Consider the following 16,688-nt stretch of genomic DNA (forward strand, 5'->3'; position numbering starts at 1 on the left):
CCATTATGTCCGCTTCACCGCCGACACGCTGGCCCTGGTCAAGGCGCGCAACCCGGGCGTCGACTTCGTCTGGATCATGGGCGCCGATTCGCTTCGCGATTTCCATCGCTGGCAGCGCTGGCGCCAGATCGTGATGACGTTTCCGATCGCGGTGATCGATCGCCCTGGCGCGACGCTGTCGTTCCTGTCGTCGGTTGTCGCCAAGACCTTCGATTACGCGCGTGTCGACGAAGGCGACGCGCCGCGGCTGGCCCGGATGAAGGCGCCGGCCTGGACCTTCATCCACGGCCCGCGCTCGTCGCTGTCGTCGACCGCGATCCGCAAGATGGCTAAGGAATAGGCGTCACCTTCTCCCACAGGGGAGAAGGGAAAACCGCTGATGTCGCATTTACGGCTGCTTTTCCCCGATCCCTCGGCGATCCTGCGGGCATGACGATTCTAGAGCGAAGCCAGACCCGACGCGATCCGGCGCGGGGCAGCCCGCCGGCCCCGGCGATCGCTATTGCCAGCATCGTCGTGTCGATGGCGCTGGTTGCGGTCGGCAACGGACTGATGTTCGCCTATATCCCGGTCCGGCTCGGTGCCGAGGGCTTCGATCCGACCTGGGCCGGGCTGATCGTCACCGGCCTTTCGGCCGGCGGCCTGGCAGGCTGCATCCTGACCGGTCCGCTGGTGCGGCGCGTCGGCCATGCTCGCGCGTTCATGGTGCTGTCGGCGTTGATCGTGTTGTCGAACGCCGCCGTCGGGGCCGGGCCGCACCCGCTGTCGTGGATCGCGGCACGCTCGCTCTATGGCTTTGCCATATGCGGCCTGTTCATCGTCGCGCAAAGCTGGCTGAACGACGTCGTCGCCAACGCGATACGCGGCAGGGTCATGGCCTTCTTCTACGTCGCCTATGTCGCCGGGCTCGGCGTCGGTTATTCTACACTGGCGCTGATCGATATAAGGGCTGCGGACGCGCCCTTGATCGGCATCGTCTTCACCGCGCTGTCGATCCTCCCCGTTGGGCTGACGCGGCTCGCCCAGCCACCGCCGCCGCAGGCGGCGTCGGTCGCGCTTGGCCGGGCCTGGCGGATTTCGCCGGTGGGCGTCGCCGGCATGCTTGCCGTCGGCGGCCTGTCGATGACGATTTCGGGCTTCGCGCCGATCCATGCCACGGCCAAGGGCTACAGCCAGGCAAATGTGGCACTGCTTTTGTCGGCGATGCCTGTCGGCACATTGATCCTGCAGATCCCGCTCGGATGGATTTCCGACCGCACCGACCGGCGATTTGTGCTGGTCGCCGCTTCGGCGCTAGCCATGGTGGCGGGCCTGTTCGCCCTCGGCTTCGATGGTGGTGCGCTGGCGGCGCTGGTCGTGATCTATGTGGTCTGGGCCGGCGCGTCGGAATCAATCTATTCGCTGGCCAGCGCACATGCCGCCGACCGCGCCGGCAAGGACGACATGGTGGCGCTGTCCAGTTCACTGCTGTTTGCGTGGTCGCTGTCCGGCTTCATCGTGCCCGGCATCGTGACCGGGCTTGCCGCTGTCTATGGGACGCAGGCTTTCATCTATGTGGCCATCGTCATTGCCACTGGTTTTTGCCTGTTCGTGCTGTGGCGTGTGGTGGCGATGTCACCTGTCCCCGCCGCCGAAACCGGCAATTTCGCGCCGATGACGGCGCAGGCACCGCTGCCGGTAGACCTCGCTTTCCCATCCGAAGAACAGCGTCGCGCGGACAAGTAGACCTGGAGCAATTCCAGGAAAAGTGTGAACGGTTTTCCGTCCGGAATTGCGCAAAAACAAAGAGATAGAACGGTTCGGCGTTTCCGTGAAACGATGAACCGCTCTACGCCGGCAATTGATCATATCACTGTCTGGTGGCGGCTTCCTGCCGTGGCGCTTCCGGTGGCGGCGCGGGTATAGAAACGCCTTCGCTGTCGAAAGCCTGCTTGGCGCGTTTGGTGAGATCGATCTGGGTGGCGAAGAAATCCGCAGCCGAAGTCCAGTAGCGCAAGGTGATGGCGACGTTGCTGTCGCCGACGGTCGCTACAAAGGCAATCGGCGCCGGCTCCCGCCTGACGCGTCGGTCGGCGGCGGCGACGCCGAGCATGGTCTTTTGAGCGAAATCGATGTCGTTCCAGGAGCCGATGGTCAGCGTGATGTCGCTACGTCGGGCACCGTTGCGTGTATAGTTGCGGACAGGCTGGTTCCACAGCGTCGAATTGGGGGCGAGGATGTAGACGCCGTCGACGGTTCTCAACGTGGTGGCGAACAAGCCGATTTCCTCGATGGTCCCGGCGATGGCGCCGACCTCGACATATTCTCCGATGCGGAATGGGCGCAACGCCAGCAGCATGATGCCGGCGGCAATGTTCTGCAGCGTGCCCTGCAGCGCCAGGCCGATGGCCAGGCCGATGGCACCAATGGCGGCAATGATCGAGGTCGTCTGGACGCCGAACTGGCCGAGCACCATGACGACGACGAGGATCAGTATGGCGTAACGGACGATCCTCGAGAAGAAGTGGCGCAGCGTCGTGTCGAAGCCATGGATATGGCCGAGTCCGGCATAGATCGAGCGCTGGGCAAGGCCGGCGACGGTATAGCCGAGGATCAGCAGGATGACGGCGCCGATGGCCGAGAAGGAGTACGAGACGACCAGCGCGCTGAGCTGCGCAAGGCCGGACTGCACGGTGAGGAGAGCGTTCTGAGGGTCGATAGGCATGAGGGGGATCCGGTTGGTCAATGCGCCGATAACCCATGCCAGGCGACAAGAGTTCCGTTTTTTCTTCAACTACGGAACCGGAAGAACGGTTCTTCGTTGGCTGCAGCAGGGCTGCCGTCTTGAAACTGCAACGCAACTCTGCCTATCTAAGGGGTGTCACCTGCTTTGAAGGGTGATTTGGTTGTTCTTGCTGCGAAAGGAAATACACTGAGAACAGCACTGTGGAAGAAGGCCGACATCGTGCCTTCGCCGGCCGGGATCAGCGTAAACGACGCCGTGTCCCGCGCCATCAAGACAGTCCTTGCCAGTCTGGAAGACTCCAAGGCCGAAAACATCGTCTCAATCGACATTCAGGGAAAATCGAGCCTCGGTGACTATATGGTCATCGCGTCCGGCCGATCGCACCGTCATGTCTCGGCTGTCGCCGATCATCTCCTCAAGGCGCTCAAGGATGCCGGGCTCGGCACGGCGCGCGTCGAGGGACTGGCCGGCGCCGACTGGGTCCTGATCGATTCGGGCGACATCATCGTCCATGTTTTCCGTCCCGAAGTCCGCGACTTCTATAATCTCGAAAAGATGTGGCAAGCGCCGGACCTCGAGGAAGAGACCCTTCACTGAGCCGTATTTGATTGATGCATGTCGTTCCCAAAACCGGTGACCACTTTTGGTGACATGCATTAGCGGCTCTTCGAGGCAGGGATGAAAATCACCGTTCACGCCGTGGGCCGGATGAAAGCCGGCCCCGAGAAGCAGCTCGCCGACAGGTATTTCGAGCGCTTCGCCAAGAGCGGGCAGACCGTGGGGCTCGAATTCTCAGGGGTCGTCGAGATTGCGGAGGGCCGCGCCCAGACCGCCAACGAGCGTCGCCGCGAAGAAGGGCAGAAGCTGCAGACGCAGCTGCAGCCCGGTACCGCGCTGATGCTGCTCGACGAGCGCGGCAAGAACTTTTCCTCCGAGGATTTCGCCGGGCGCATCGGCCTGTTGCGTGATGGCGGCCGCAAGGCACTCGTCATCGCCATCGGCGGTGCCGACGGTCACGACCAGTCGCTGCGCGATCAGGCCGATCTGATGGTTTCGTTCGGCGCGCTGACATGGCCGCACCAACTGGTCCGTGTCATGTTGGGCGAGCAGCTTTACCGGGCCGCCACTATTCTTTCGGGTCATCCCTACCATCGCTCGTGAGTCCTTGCAGGTTGCAACCCGAAACCGGTGGATTGGCGTGAGCCGCCCGGATTTTCGCCTCAATGCGTCACGAGGCTGTTTGCGGTCGGCAGGGCTCTCAAACATGGTTGATGGTTCGTTAACGAAGCCACGCATAGAGTCGGGCTTCAATGTCTGAAGATTGGAAATCGCGAACGGGCTTTTGGCGCGCACGCTGCGGCTTGGCAGCGGCGCTGCTTATGCTGTCGCTTAGTGCCGCGCGGGCTGAGAACAGGCTCGACATGGCGCCTGATCCGGACCAGAGCCGTGCCGAATACGAACGGGTGACGAAGGAGATCACGCTGTCGTCGGAGCGGTTGGCCAAGCTCGCCGCCGACATGGCGACGGTCAAGAAGGACCATGCCTCGATCACCGCGGCGCTGATCCAGTCGGCGATGACCGAGCAGAAGCTCGGCCAGGACATCGAGGACATCGGTGCCAAGCTGGAAGGGCTGAAGGGCGAGGAGCAGAAAATCCGCGCCTCGCTGGCTGCTAGACGCGACGTTCTGGCCGAGGTGCTGGCTGCGCTGCAGCGCATGGGGCTCAATCCGCCGCCGGCCATCCTGGTCAAGCCGGAGGACGCGCTGTCGTCGGTGCGCAGCGCCATCCTGCTCGGCGCCGTGGTGCCGGAACTGCGCCAGCAGACCGAGATATTGCTGGCGGACCTCAAGGAGCAGTCGCGGGTGACCGCATCGATCGAGGCAGAGCGGGCGCGGCTGACGGCGGCAGTCGGCGAACAGACGGCGGAAAAGAAGCGGCTCGGCATGCTGCTCGAAGCCAAGCAGAAGCTCGAGGCCGAGACGCAAACGGCACTGGCCGCGGAAAAACAGCGATCCGCAGCACTGGCGGCCAAGGCCGGCAGCCTGAAGGAACTGATCGCCTCGCTAGAGGCCGACAAGGCCCGCAAGGCGGCGGACGCGGCGAAGGCAGCCGAGCGGAAGGCCGCGGACGCCGACAAGGCTCCGGCACAGACGGCTCCGGCACAGACGGAACTGGCGGCCCTGCCGGTCCCGGAAGCCAACCGGCTCACCGCCGCTGCACCGTTTTCGGCGCTTCAGGGGCAGATCGCGCTGCCCGTCACCGGCAAGATCAAGCGGCGGTTCGGGGCCAGCGACGGTAACGGCGCAGTGATGCTCGGTGACATGGTTGCGACACAATCGGGAGCCATCGTCACCGCGCCAGCGGACGGAAATGTGCTTTATGCGGGACCTTTTCGCTCCTATGGTCAACTCTTGATCCTGAACGCGGGTGACGGCTATCATGTCGTTCTCGCGGGGATGAGCAGAATCAGCGTCGCGTCTGGCCAGTCGGTGCTCGCAGGAGAGCCGGTCGGCGCGATGGGAGAGGCCCGGGTGGCGAGCACCTCGGCATCGAAGAATGGAAATGCCACGCCGGAGCTCTATGTTGAGTTCCGGAAGGATGGAAAACCCGTCGATCCGACCCCATGGTGGGCGGACCGTTTCTCTGGAAGGACGTGAGATGATGCGGAAACTTTCGCTTCTGTTTGCCGGTGCGCTGATGGGCGCATCCGCGATGAGCCTGGTCTATGGCGCCCCCGGCTCGACGGCGAACGCTGCGGGCTCCGAGACCTATAAGCAGCTGGCGATCTTCGGTGACATCTTCGAGCGGGTGCGGGCGCAGTATGTGACGCCGCCCGACGACAAGTCGCTGGTCGAAAACGCCATCAACGGCATGCTTACCTCGCTCGACCCGCACTCCTCGTATATGAACGCCGAAGAGGCGCAGGATATGCGCGTGCAGACCAAGGGCGAGTTCGGCGGCCTCGGCATCGAGGTCACCATGGAGAACGACCTGGTCAAGGTGATCACGCCGATCGACGATACGCCGGCCGCCAAAGCGGGCGTGCTTGCCGGCGACTATATTGCCAAGATCGACGGCGAGGAGGTTCGCGGCCTGAGCCTCAACGACGCGGTCGAGAAGATGCGCGGGCTGGTCAACACGCCGATCAAGCTCACCATCCTGCGCCAGGGCGCCGACAAGCCGATCGAGCTGACGGTGGTGCGCGACATCATCAAGGTCAAGGCGGTCAAGTTTCGGGTCGAGAACGACATCGGCTACATGAAGATCACCTCCTTCACTGAAAAGACCCATGACGACCTCGAGAACGCCATCGACACCATCAAGAAGCAGGTGCCGGACGAAAAGCTCAAGGGCTACGTGCTCGATCTGCGCCTCAATCCGGGCGGGTTGCTCGACCAGGCGGTGAGCGTGTCCGACGCCTTCCTCACCCGTGGCGAGATCGTCTCGACGCGCGGCCGCGATCCGAAGGACGTCACCCGCTTCGACGCGCGGCCGGGCGACGACATCGACGGCAAGCCGCTGGTCGTGCTCGTCAATGGCGGCTCGGCCAGTGCGTCCGAAATCGTCGCCGGCGCGCTGCAGGATCTGCGCCGCGCCACGGTGGTCGGCACGCAGTCCTTCGGCAAGGGTTCGGTGCAGACCATCGTCCCGCTCGGCGAGAACGGCGCGCTGCGCCTGACGACGGCGCTCTATTACACGCCGTCCGGCAAGTCGATCCAGGGCAAGGGTATCACGCCCGACATCAAGGTCGACCAGCCGTTGCCGCCGGACCTGCAGGGCAGGGATTTGACGCGCGGCGAGTCGGACCTCAAGGGCCACATCAAGGGCAGCGATGAGGGCGATGCCGGTTCGGGCTCGGCAGCCTATGTGCCGCCGGAGCCGAAGGACGACCTGCAGCTCATCTTTGCCCAGCAGTTGCTGCGCGGCGAGAAGACCGATCCGGCGTTCCCGCCGAATCCGGACAAGGCCGTGCTGAACCAGTAGGGCCGTGCCGAACCTGTAAAGATCGATCAGCCGGACAACAGGTCTGGCTGCCTGATCGAAGCGATGTAATGCTGCCGGGGCCGCAAGGCCTCGGCAGTTTGATTCGGGGGAACCGCGGCTGGGGATGCGGCTTGGCTGACATCGGCAACGACATCGAACGCCCACTCGGGCAGGCCGTGCGGCCGACGCGCGCGCCCCGCAGGATCAGCGCGGGTGTGGTCGCGGCCACGCTCCTGGTGCTGGCCGTAATCGGCGTCTCCGGCGCGATTGCGCTGCGCGAAAGGCCGTTTCGAAAGCCGCAAGAAGTCGCCGTTTCGACGCCGAAGACGACAGCAGTGGTCGAATCCGCAGCGCCGACCACTGAGCCGGCATTTAAGGCGGAAGCAGCATCCAAGACGAGCGGGTCCAAGACAGGCGGGCCGCAGATCATCCACCTGCCGACCGAAGCGGGCGATGGTCCGCCCAGGGCGGCCATTGTCATTCGCGACCCTTCGACGATCGGCCAAAACCTGAGGATCGCGCATATTCCCGACAGGGCGCTGGTCGAGGCCGGCGGAACCGGCCCATTGCCGGTTCGTGCCGCTGACGGCAGGCGGCCGTTCGATGTCTATGCGCGGCCGTGGTCCGGTTCACGCGGTGCGCGCGTGGCGATTGTCATCGGCGGGCTTGCCGTGTCGCAGACCGGCACGCAGGCGGCCATCGCAAAGCTGCCGGCCGAAGTGACCCTGGGCTTCGCGGCGCAGGGCAACAGCATCGGCCGATGGATGCAGGCGGCGCGGCAGAGCGGCCATGAGATCGTCATGCAGGTGCCGCTCGAACCGTTCGACTATCCGAACGTCAATCCCGGCCGCAACACGCTGACTGTCGCGGCGACGGCGGACGAGAATTTGAAGAATTTGCGCTGGGCGCTGTCGCGGACGACCAACTACACCGGCGTCATGAACTATATGGGCGCACGTTTTTCGGCCGATGCGGCGGCGATGGGGCCGCTGATGGCAGAGCTCGGCAGGCGCGGCCTGGCCTATGTCGACGACGGTTCGTCGGCGCGTAGCCTGGCACCCGACCTGGCGTTGAAAAACGGCGTGCCGTTCGTTGCCGGCGACACGTCGATCGACGCGGTGCGGGACCGCGGCGCCATTTTGAAGAAGCTGGACGAACTGGAAGCCACCGCGCGGGCGAAAGGCTTTGCCGTCGGCATCGGCTCGGCCTTCGACCTGACGGTCGACACCGTGTCGGCCTGGGTGAGCGAGGCCAAGAAGCGCGGCATCGAGATCGTGCCGATTTCGGCAGTGGCGGTGGATCCGGAAAAAGGTTGAGCATGACGAAGAATAAACCGGCCGATCCCGAGACGCTGCCTTATCGTCGCTGTGTCGGACTGATGATCCTCAACGGCGACGGGCTGGTCTGGGTCGGGCATCGCATTGCCGAGCCGGACAGCGAATTCGCCGGCACAACGCAGCTCTGGCAGATGCCGCAGGGCGGCATCGACAAGGGCGAAGAGCCGCTGCAGGCGGCGCAGCGGGAACTCTACGAAGAAACCGGCATGCGCAGCGTCTCGTTGCTGGATGAGGCGCCGAACTGGATCTATTACGATCTGCCGGCCCATCTGGTCGGCATCGCCTTCAAGGGGAAATATCGCGGCCAGACGCAAAAATGGTTCGCCTTCCGCTTTCACGGCGACGTGAGCGAGATTGAGATCAATCCGCCGCCGGGCGGCCACACAGCCGAGTTCGACAAATGGGATTGGCGGCCAATGGAGGAATTGCCCGACCTGATCGTGCCGTTCAAGCGTCAGGTCTATGAGGATGTGGTTGCGGCGTTCCGGCATCTGGTTGCGTAGCTTGGCGCAAGCCGCGCTCGCGCCGACCACGGTTGCCGCGTCAGCGCGGTGGCCTTATTGATTGCCAATCCGCTGCAGACGGGGTTGGCATGAACGGCGCTTCCAAAAAATCTCTTCCTGAAAGGGTCGCCGTCAAAGCCGCGCCGATCAGCGAAGCGGCGGCCGGCGCCATATTGACCGTCGATCTCGGCGCCATCCGCGAAAATTACCGGCGGCTCAAGGCGCGTTTAGGCGATGTTGGCTGCGCGGGTGTCGTCAAGGCCGACGGCTACGGGCTCGGCGGGGCCCAAGTGGCGGCGGCGCTGGCGGCCGAGGGCTGCGCTACTTTTTTCGTCGCGCATCTGGCCGAGGGTGTCTTGCTGCGCCAGGCGCTCGGCGCACGGCCGGCGATCTATGTGCTGAACGGTATTCAGCCGGGCGCTGAAAGCGAAGCCGTCGAAGCGGAGCTGGGCGTGGTCATCAACAGCGCCGGCCAACTCGCCGCCTGGCGCTCGGCGGCGCAGCGGGCCGGCCGGAAGCTCAAGGCTGCAATCCAGGTCGACAGCGGCATGTCGCGGCTCGGCATGGCGGCAGCCGAGGTGGAGGCCGTCACTGCCGATCCGCGGGCTTTCGACGGCATCAACGCCACCTTCGTCATGAGCCATCTCGCTCGCGCCGACGAGCCCGAGCATCCGGCCAACGAGCAGCAGCGTCTGGAATTCGAGCGGCTGCGCAGGATGCTGCCACCGGTGCCGGCCTCGCTGGCCAATTCCTCCGGCATCTTTCTTGGGCCGGCCTTTCACTACGACCTCGCCCGGCCCGGTGCGGCGCTCTACGGCATCAATCCGACGCCAGCCGAGGAAAATCCGATGCTGCCGGTGGTGCGGCTTCAGGCAAAGGTCATACAGACGCGCAGCCTCGATAGGGGAGCCGGCGTCGGCTATGGCCATATTTTTCACGTGACCGATTCGCTGGTCGCCGCAACGATTTCGCTTGGCTATGCCGATGGCTGGCATCGTCGCGCGGCTTCCGCCGCCTGGTTCGAAAATGTGCGTTTGCCGTTCCTGGGCCGTGTATCGATGGATTCGATCGTTCTCGACATTTCGGCCCTGCCGCCCGACAGGCTGAAGGCGGGTGACCTCGTCGAACTGATCGGACCGTCGCAGACGGTGGATCAGGCGGCCTGCCATGCCGGCACCATCGGCTATGAAATCTTGACCAGCCTCGGACACCGTTTTCACCGGCGCTATGTGAATGGATAGCGCGCGGGCTTTACGCATCTCGTTGTCCCAAAACCGCTGCGTACTTCTGGGCGACATGCTTGGGCACTTGGCGGACGCCGTAAAATCCGGCAGACAGATGGCCACGATGCCCCGCCCCCAAAATCCCTGACAAGACGTCGTTCTGGAGAACTATGCGATGAAGATCTTCGTGCTGGGCGGCGGCGTCATCGGGGTCACCACCGCTTATTACCTGGCCGAGGCCGGCCATGAAGTGACGGTGATCGACCGCCAGAAGGGTCCGGCGCTGGAAACCAGCTTTGCCAATGCCGGCGAGATTTCGCCCGGCTACGCCTCGCCCTGGGCCGGTCCCGGCGTCCCGCTGAAGGCGATCAAATGGCTGCTGATGAAGCATGGTCCGCTGGTGGTGCGGCCGACCCTCGATCCGCATATGTGGGTATGGCTGGTCAGGATGCTGCGCAACTGCACGGCTGAGCGCTATGCGGTGAACAAGGCGCGGATGGTGCCTTTGGCCGAATACAGCCGCGACACGCTGAAAGCGTTGCGCGAGGCGAGCGGCATCGCCTATGACGAGCGCGCCAAGGGAACTCTGCAGCTTTTCCGCACGCAACAGCAGCTCGACGGCACTGCCGGCGATGTCGAAGTGCTGAAGACATATGGCGTTCCCTACGAGATTCTCGATCCCGACGGCTGCATCGCAGCCGAGCCGGGGCTGGCAGGGGTGCGTGAAAAATTCGCCGGAGGCCTGCGACTGCCGGGCGACGAAACCGGTGACTGCAAGATGTTCACCGACCGTCTGGCCGAGCTCTGCGTGGCGCGTGGCGTCACCTTCGAATACGACACGGAGATACGGCGCGTCGTCAAGAAGCGCAACCGTATCGCCAACCTCAATACGAGCAAAGGTTGGAAGGCTGCCGACGCCTATGTGATGGCGATGGGCAGCTATTCGGCCAAGTTCATGCGCACGCTGAAACGACCCGTCCCGGTCTATCCGGTCAAGGGCTATTCGATCACTGTGCCGATCAAGGATGCTGCCGCAGCACCGGTGTCGACGGTGATGGACGAGACCTACAAGGTGGCGATCACCAGGCTCGGCGACCGCATCCGGGTCGGTGGCACGGCGGAGATTTCCGGCTTCGACCTGACGCTGCATGAATCGCGGCGGCGCACGCTCGAACATTCGCTTGGCGACCTTTTTCCGGGCAGCGGCGATATGAAGTCGGCGACCTTCTGGTGCGGGTTGCGGCCGATGACGCCGGACGGGCCGCCGCTGATCGGCCGCACCGAGTTCTCCAATCTCTATCTCAACACCGGCCATGGCACGCTCGGCTGGACTATGGCCTGCGGCTCGGCCAAGGTCCTGGCCGACATCATTTCGAGCCGGGTGCCGGACATCAATGTCCGTGACCTCGGACCGGAGCGATACCAGCGGTAGGATCGGAAGGGTCCTTCACGCATTTGAGCGCGGTGAGGAACTTGCCCCGCGACTTGGATCAAGCTTCAACACACTTCGCCGCGTCAGATGAATATCATCAGACGAACAGGCCTCGCTCCCGTTCCACCGCCTTGGTGATGAAGCTCGCGACGATCTGGACGCGGCGCAGCGGCCTGACCGATTCGTGATAGACCAGCCAGTAGGCGCGGCGGATGGGCGCGACAATGTCGACAGCCACCAGTTCCGGCATCGAACGGGCGACGAAAGTGTGCAGAATGCCGATGCCGGCGCCGGAGCGCACCGCTTCGGCCTGGCCGAGTGCCGAGGAGATGGCGAAGCTCGTGCGCCAGTCGGCGCTGAACTCGGCCGCATAGTCGAGCGAGGGGCTGACGATGAGGTCCGGCACATAGCCGATCAGCGTGTGCCGGCCGAGCTCGGCGGGCGTCTGGGGCAGGCCATGCGTTTCGGTATAGGCGCGGGAAGCGAACAGGCCGAGCGTGTAATCGACCAGCTTCCCCGCCACCAGCCTGCCTTCGGTCGGCCGCTCCACGGTGATGGCGATGTCGGCTTCGCGCCTGGACAGCGAGAAGGAACGCGGCACCGGCACCAGCTGGATGGTGAGTTCGCGGTGAAGCGCCGTCAGTGCGCCGAGGCGTTTGGCCAGGAAGGCGACGCCGAAACCATCAGGCGCGCCGATGCGCACCGTGCCCGAAACATCGTCGCCTTCGCCCGCCACGATCGAGCGCGCGGCGATCATGTCGCCTTCCATGCGCTCGGCGATGTCGAGAAAGCGCTCGCCAGCCGGCGTCAGCTCGCTGCCGGTGGTCAGCCGACGAAAAAGTTTTGCGCGCAGCGCATCCTCGAGTGCGGCGACGCGGCGCGAGACGGTGGCGTGGTTGAGCTCCAGCCGCTTGGCCGCGCCGAGGATCTGGCCGGCACGCGCCACCGCAAGAAAGATGCGGACGTCATCCCAGTTCATAAGGATGATCCGTATGACGACGATTACGGCAGCGCTCCAAGGCGCCCCCCTCTGTCCTGCCGGATATTCTCCCCCATTTGGGGGGAGATCGGCCGGCCGCTCCGGCGGCGACTTCCTTGCAGCGTTGCGGGTTGGCGAAAGCCGGGATGACAGCCAATCTCCCCACTCGTGGGGGAGATGTCCGGCAGGACAGAGGGGGGCGCGAAGGAACTCAACCTGTCATTCCTTGAGGGTGGCACTATAATTTGCGGGAATTGATGCTCCTCAGTCAACCGCTATCTATTTACCGCACAACGGTTGCGTTTTCGCTCGCGTTGCCATCGTCCGCGCAAAGGCGGACAATGCTGCATCACAAATACAGGGAGAGATACCATGATCGAATACGGTCATTTTATCGGCGGCGAGCGTGTCGCTGGGACCAGCGGCCGCAAGCAGGACGTCATGCAGCCGATGGACGGCACGGTGCGCGGCACGGTGGCGCTGGCTTCGCAGGCTGAACTGCGCGCGGCTGTGGAAAACGCCAAGGCGGCGCAGCCCGGCTGGGCGGCGACCAATCCGCAGCGGCGCGTGCGCGTCTTGATGAAGTTTCTCGAACTGGTCGCACGGGAGTATGATGCGTTGGCCGACATTCTGGCGCGCGAACACGGCAAGACCATCGCCGACGCCAAGGGCGACATCCAGCGCGGCCTGGAAGTGGTCGAGGTCTGCATCGGCGCACCGCACATGCTGAAGGGCGAGTTCACCGACGGCGCCGGCCCCGGCATCGACGTCTATTCGATGCGCCAGCCGCTCGGCGTCGTTGCCGGCATCACGCCGTTCAATTTTCCGGCGATGATCCCGTTATGGAAGATCGCGCCGGCTATTGCTTGCGGCAACGCCTTCATCCTGAAGCCTTCGGAGCGCGACCCCGGCGTGCCGATGCGCATCGCCGAGCTGTTCATCGAGGCCGGCCTGCCGGCGGGCATCCTCAATGTCGTCAACGGCGACAAGGACGTGGTCGACGCCATCCTCGACGATCCCGACATCAAGGCCATCGGCTTTGTCGGCTCGACGCCGATCGCCCAGTACATCTATTCGCGCGGCTGCGCGGCCGGCAAGCGCGTGCAGTGCTTCGGCGGCGCTAAGAACCACATGATCATCATGCCCGACGCCGACATGGACCAGACCGTCGACGCGCTGATCGGTGCCGGCTACGGCTCGGCCGGCGAGCGCTGCATGGCGATCTCGGTGGCCGTCCCGGTCGGCCACGATACCGCCAACCGGCTGATGGAAAAGCTGGTGCCGCGCGTCGAAAGCCTGAAGGTCGGCCCGTCGACGGATTCGTCCGCCGATTTCGGCCCGCTGGTGACGGCGCAGGCGCTGGAGCGGGTCAAGGGCTATGTCGATATCGGCGTCAGGGAAGGCGCCAAGTTGGTCGTCGACGGCCGCGGCTTTTCCATGCAGGGCTACGAGAACGGCTACTATATGGGCGGCTGCCTGTTCGACAACGTGACCGCCGACATGCGCATCTACAAGGAAGAGATCTTTGGGCCGGTGCTCTCCGTAGTGCGCGCGCCGACTTACGAGAACGCGATCAAGCTCGCCAACGACCACGAAATGGGCAACGGCGTCGCCATCTTCACCCGCGACGGCGATGCCGCCCGCGACTTCGCCTCGCGAGTCCAGGTCGGCATGGTCGGTATCAACGTGCCGATCCCGGTGCCGATCGCCTATTATACGTTCGGCGGCTGGAAAGCGTCTTCCTTCGGCGACCTCAACCAGCACGGACCGGACGCGTTCCGTTTCTACACCAAGACCAAGACGGTGACCTCGCGCTGGCCGTCCGGCGTCAAGGATGGGGCCGAATTCGTCATCCCGACAATGAACTAGCCGGACGGTTGCTTGCTTGCGCGTCCTCGCCTTCGGCTGCGGGCGCGCGGGCAAGGCGTCAAGGACGGGGCCGAATTCGTCATCCCGACAATGAACTAGCCGGACGGTTGCTTGCTTGCGCGTCCTCGCCTTCGGCTGCGGGCGCGCGGGCAGGCGTCAAGGATGGGGCCGAATTCGTCATCCCGACAACAACTAGCCGGACGGTTGCTTGCTTGCGCGTCCTCGCCTTCGGCTGCGGGCGCGCGGGCAGGCGTCAAGGACGGGGCCGAATTCGTCATCCCGACAATGAACTAGCCGGACGGTTGCTTGCTTGCGCGTCCTCGCCTTCGGCTGCGGGCGCGCGGTCCGGCGTCAAGGATGGGGCCGAATTCGTCATCCCGACAATGAACTAGCCGGACGGTTGCTTGCTTGCGCGTCCTCGCCTTCGGCTGCGGGCGCGCGGGCAGGCGTCAAGGACGGGGCCGAATTCGTCATCCCGACAATGAACTAGCCGGACGGTTGCTTGCTTGCGCGTCCTCGCCTTCGGCTGCGGGCGCGCGGGCAGGCGTCAAAGACGGGGCCGAATTCGTCATCCCGACAATGAATTGGCCGGACGGTTCCGGGCCAGATCTAAGATTGACCGAAAAGGCCTGGCCAGCGACCGGGCCTTTTTGTTGACCGGTCGCGGCCCGCATCTGCGTGAACGCTAATGTGATGGAACCAGGCGGGCGGCAGAAACCTTAATCTGCAATCCTGCCGCGAAGAAGGCGCGGCAGATCAACCAACCGCGCTGGCGGCAGCTGCGGGGGCATCGGTCGGCGCAAGGAGGTGTCAGATGACGCGTCTTATGGTGTCGATACTTTGCGCGGCGGCTGCCGCGTTTTCCGCCGTCTCGGCAACAGCGGCCCAACAATGCGCGCCACGAGCCGACATGATCAAGGCGCTCGGCGAGAAGTTCCGGGAAAATCCGACCGCGCTCGGCGTTGTCAATCCGAATGTGATTGTTGAAGTCTTCGTTTCCGATAAAGGCACCTGGACCATCCTCGCCAGTGACACACGCGGTCAAAGCTGCGTGGTTTCGGTGGGTGAAGGCTGGGAGAGCGCGGTGACGACAGCCGCACTGCCAGGCACCTGAGCCGCTTAGCGCGTGACAGCCGCCTCGGCATGGCCGCGATTCTCGGCGACGATCTTGAACGGTCCACAGGCGCCCCAGCGGGCGCCTGCTTGCGCTTTTTCGGTGCCGGTGCCATATATCGAACATAGTGGGAACATCTGGAATCGTCCCCGCTGATGACAGACCGGAACACGGAAAGGAACGACGCAATGATGATGACGTCGGAACCGGCCTGGATCGTTCCGGCAAAATGAGGCGTCTCCCTTTGCCGGACGTGATGGCAAAGGAGGTGCCCTATGGCACGCAAATCGCTGTTGGGTTGGGTGAAAGCCCTGGTTCTTGCTGGCGCATTGTCGGTGGGTACGAACGCCGCAAGCGCCCAGTATCAGTACTGCGTTGAACATGGCGATCTCGTCGCCCACCTGAGCGAGCAGTTCCAGGAAAGACAGTTTGCTTTCGGGCTGATCGGTCAAATGGCGATTATGGAGGTCTATGTCGCCGAGACCGGAAGCTGGACGATCATCGTCACCGATGTCGCCGGCAGAAGCTGCATCGTCGCGGCCGGCGAACATTGGGAAAACGTGCTGATCCCGCCCGACCAGGACGCATGACGGATTGGGCGATGCTCAACGCCTGGCCGCCGCTAGGCGCTTTGTGGAACTTTTGTTCTCTCTTTTCGGCATCAGACCGTCGGTATAGTGCCGCCGTTGATGACGTATTCGGCGCCGTGGATTGCAGAAGCACGATCCGAAACAAGGAAGGCGGCTGGCTTTGCGATCTCTTGCCTAGCGCGTAGCAGCCGCCTCGGCATGGCCGCGCAGCAGCGCCATCAGGCGCTTGGCATCCTTGGCGGCGGCGTCTTCGTCGCCGTCGAGGATCGAGCGGATCAGCGCGACGTGGTGCTCGGCCGATTCGGCAAGGCCGGTATCGGCCTTGTAGCGGAACCAGAAGCGGCGGCTGTGGGTTTGCAGGGGAGCAGCCAACCGCGCAGCGAAGGGGTTGTCGGCAGCCAGCGCCAGCGCCTCGTCGAGTGCCTTGTCAGCCTGAATGAAGGCGAGCACATTGCCCGATATCACTGCGTTCTGCATGGCAAGCGCGGCATCGTGAAACAGGTCGGCGGCCTCACGGGTGACGAAGCGGGCGGCCGAACGGGCAAGAACCACCTCGATGCCACGCCGTGCATCGAGAACGCGCAACCAGTCGCCGGGATGGAGCGGGGCAATGGCGATACCGGCACGGGGCCGGACATCCAGCAGTCCCTCCCACGCCAGTCGCTGGATCGCCTCGCGCACCGGCGTGCGGCCAAGGCCCAGCCTGTCGATCACGGCGCCCTCGGTGATGAAGCTTGAAGGCGCCAGTTCGAGCGTTACGATCATGTGCTCGAGCACCCGGTAGGCTTTCGCCGCCACTGGCTCGAACGCCGGGCTTGTTTCATTGAACATCAAAGGCGAACTCCTGATATATTTTTGATATATCATAGCAAAATCCGTGTTGACAGTACGTTTCTTCATAAATATACGACTGATATATCAGATGGAGCGAC

General features: G+C 64.0%; 16 protein-coding genes and 2 pseudogenes. 13 read left to right on the forward strand and 5 right to left on the reverse strand.

What is annotated here, in order from left to right; translation table 11 throughout:
- A pseudogene (locus EOA78_RS06760) lies at positions 1-340 on the forward strand (nicotinic acid mononucleotide adenylyltransferase); the annotation flags it as partial.
- Positions 341-429: 89 nt separating this feature from the next.
- Positions 430-1,725, forward strand: coding sequence for an MFS transporter (locus EOA78_RS06765; protein WP_127314448.1), 1,296 nt, complete (start codon positions 430-432; stop codon positions 1,723-1,725).
- Between the two features lie 124 nt (positions 1,726-1,849).
- Here the strand turns inward: EOA78_RS06765 and EOA78_RS06770 are convergent, their stop codons facing one another.
- Positions 1,850-2,704: a mechanosensitive ion channel family protein gene (locus EOA78_RS06770; protein ID WP_127314449.1), complete on the reverse strand. Its 855-nt coding sequence runs from the start codon at positions 2,702-2,704 to the stop codon at positions 1,850-1,852.
- Between the two features lie 240 nt (positions 2,705-2,944).
- Between EOA78_RS06770 and rsfS the strand changes: the two genes are divergently transcribed.
- The 8 genes from rsfS to EOA78_RS06810 all read left to right on the forward strand — a co-directional run bounded on the left by rsfS (position 2,945) and on the right by EOA78_RS06810 (position 11,204).
- On the forward strand, positions 2,945-3,322 hold the full coding sequence (gene rsfS, locus EOA78_RS06775) for a ribosome silencing factor (protein WP_023800052.1): 378 nt from the start codon (positions 2,945-2,947) through the stop codon (positions 3,320-3,322).
- 81 nt (positions 3,323-3,403) lie between these two features.
- Positions 3,404-3,886, forward strand: a complete 483-nt coding sequence (gene rlmH / locus EOA78_RS06780) for a 23S rRNA (pseudouridine(1915)-N(3))-methyltransferase RlmH (RefSeq protein WP_127314450.1) — start codon at positions 3,404-3,406, stop codon at positions 3,884-3,886.
- 149 nt (positions 3,887-4,035) lie between these two features.
- The gene (locus tag EOA78_RS06785) at positions 4,036-5,382 is read left to right on the forward strand and encodes a murein hydrolase activator EnvC (RefSeq protein WP_127314451.1); all 1,347 of its coding nucleotides are present in this window, start codon (positions 4,036-4,038) and stop codon (positions 5,380-5,382) included.
- 1 nt (position 5,383) lies between these two features.
- Positions 5,384-6,709, forward strand: a complete 1,326-nt coding sequence (locus tag EOA78_RS06790) for a S41 family peptidase (RefSeq protein WP_127314452.1) — start codon at positions 5,384-5,386, stop codon at positions 6,707-6,709.
- A gap of 131 nt (positions 6,710-6,840) precedes the next feature.
- Positions 6,841-8,025 (forward strand): divergent polysaccharide deacetylase family protein, encoded by a 1,185-nt coding sequence (locus tag EOA78_RS06795; RefSeq protein WP_127314453.1) that lies wholly within the window; start codon positions 6,841-6,843, stop codon positions 8,023-8,025.
- 2 nt (positions 8,026-8,027) lie between these two features.
- A complete protein-coding gene (locus EOA78_RS06800; protein WP_127314454.1) occupies positions 8,028-8,549 on the forward strand; it encodes an RNA pyrophosphohydrolase in 522 nt (173 codons plus the stop codon).
- An 89-nt stretch (positions 8,550-8,638) separates the two neighbouring features.
- Positions 8,639-9,790, forward strand: coding sequence for an alanine racemase (gene alr, locus EOA78_RS06805; RefSeq protein ID WP_127314455.1), 1,152 nt, complete (start codon positions 8,639-8,641; stop codon positions 9,788-9,790).
- Positions 9,791-9,947: 157 nt separating this feature from the next.
- The gene (locus EOA78_RS06810; RefSeq protein WP_127314456.1) at positions 9,948-11,204 is read left to right on the forward strand and encodes a D-amino acid dehydrogenase; all 1,257 of its coding nucleotides are present in this window, start codon (positions 9,948-9,950) and stop codon (positions 11,202-11,204) included.
- A gap of 97 nt (positions 11,205-11,301) precedes the next feature.
- Here the strand turns inward: EOA78_RS06810 and EOA78_RS06815 are convergent, their stop codons facing one another.
- The gene (locus tag EOA78_RS06815) at positions 11,302-12,183 is read right to left on the reverse strand and encodes a LysR family transcriptional regulator (RefSeq protein ID WP_127314457.1); all 882 of its coding nucleotides are present in this window, start codon (positions 12,181-12,183) and stop codon (positions 11,302-11,304) included.
- A gap of 372 nt (positions 12,184-12,555) precedes the next feature.
- Here EOA78_RS06815 and EOA78_RS06825 point away from each other — a divergent pair, with 372 nt between their 5' ends.
- Both EOA78_RS06825 and EOA78_RS06830 read left to right on the forward strand, forming a co-directional pair.
- A complete protein-coding gene (locus EOA78_RS06825; RefSeq protein WP_127314458.1) occupies positions 12,556-14,052 on the forward strand; it encodes a CoA-acylating methylmalonate-semialdehyde dehydrogenase in 1,497 nt (498 codons plus the stop codon).
- Positions 14,053-14,866: 814 nt separating this feature from the next.
- Positions 14,867-15,166, forward strand: a complete 300-nt coding sequence (locus EOA78_RS06830; RefSeq protein ID WP_127314459.1) for a hypothetical protein — start codon at positions 14,867-14,869, stop codon at positions 15,164-15,166.
- A 5-nt stretch (positions 15,167-15,171) separates the two neighbouring features.
- Here EOA78_RS06830 and EOA78_RS37705 read toward each other — a convergent pair whose 3' ends face one another.
- Positions 15,172-15,303 (reverse strand): hypothetical protein, encoded by a 132-nt coding sequence (locus EOA78_RS37705; RefSeq protein ID WP_281034034.1) that lies wholly within the window; start codon positions 15,301-15,303, stop codon positions 15,172-15,174.
- Between the two features lie 138 nt (positions 15,304-15,441).
- Here EOA78_RS37705 and EOA78_RS06835 point away from each other — a divergent pair, with 138 nt between their 5' ends.
- A complete protein-coding gene (locus EOA78_RS06835) occupies positions 15,442-15,756 on the forward strand; it encodes a hypothetical protein (RefSeq protein ID WP_127314460.1) in 315 nt (104 codons plus the stop codon).
- 71 nt (positions 15,757-15,827) lie between these two features.
- On the opposite strand, the pseudogene EOA78_RS36935 reads toward EOA78_RS06835, so the two are convergent.
- Together EOA78_RS36935 and EOA78_RS06845 are read right to left on the reverse strand one after the other, a co-directional pair.
- A pseudogene (locus EOA78_RS36935) lies at positions 15,828-15,929 on the reverse strand (short-chain dehydrogenase); the annotation flags it as partial.
- A 1-nt stretch (position 15,930) separates the two neighbouring features.
- Positions 15,931-16,587 (reverse strand): GntR family transcriptional regulator, encoded by a 657-nt coding sequence (locus tag EOA78_RS06845; RefSeq protein WP_127314461.1) that lies wholly within the window; start codon positions 16,585-16,587, stop codon positions 15,931-15,933.
- Between the last annotated feature and the right edge of the window lie 101 nt (positions 16,588-16,688).

Source organism: Mesorhizobium sp. M5C.F.Cr.IN.023.01.1.1 (assembly GCF_003997585.1).
Lineage (GTDB): Bacteria > Pseudomonadota > Alphaproteobacteria > Rhizobiales > Rhizobiaceae > Mesorhizobium > Mesorhizobium wenxiniae.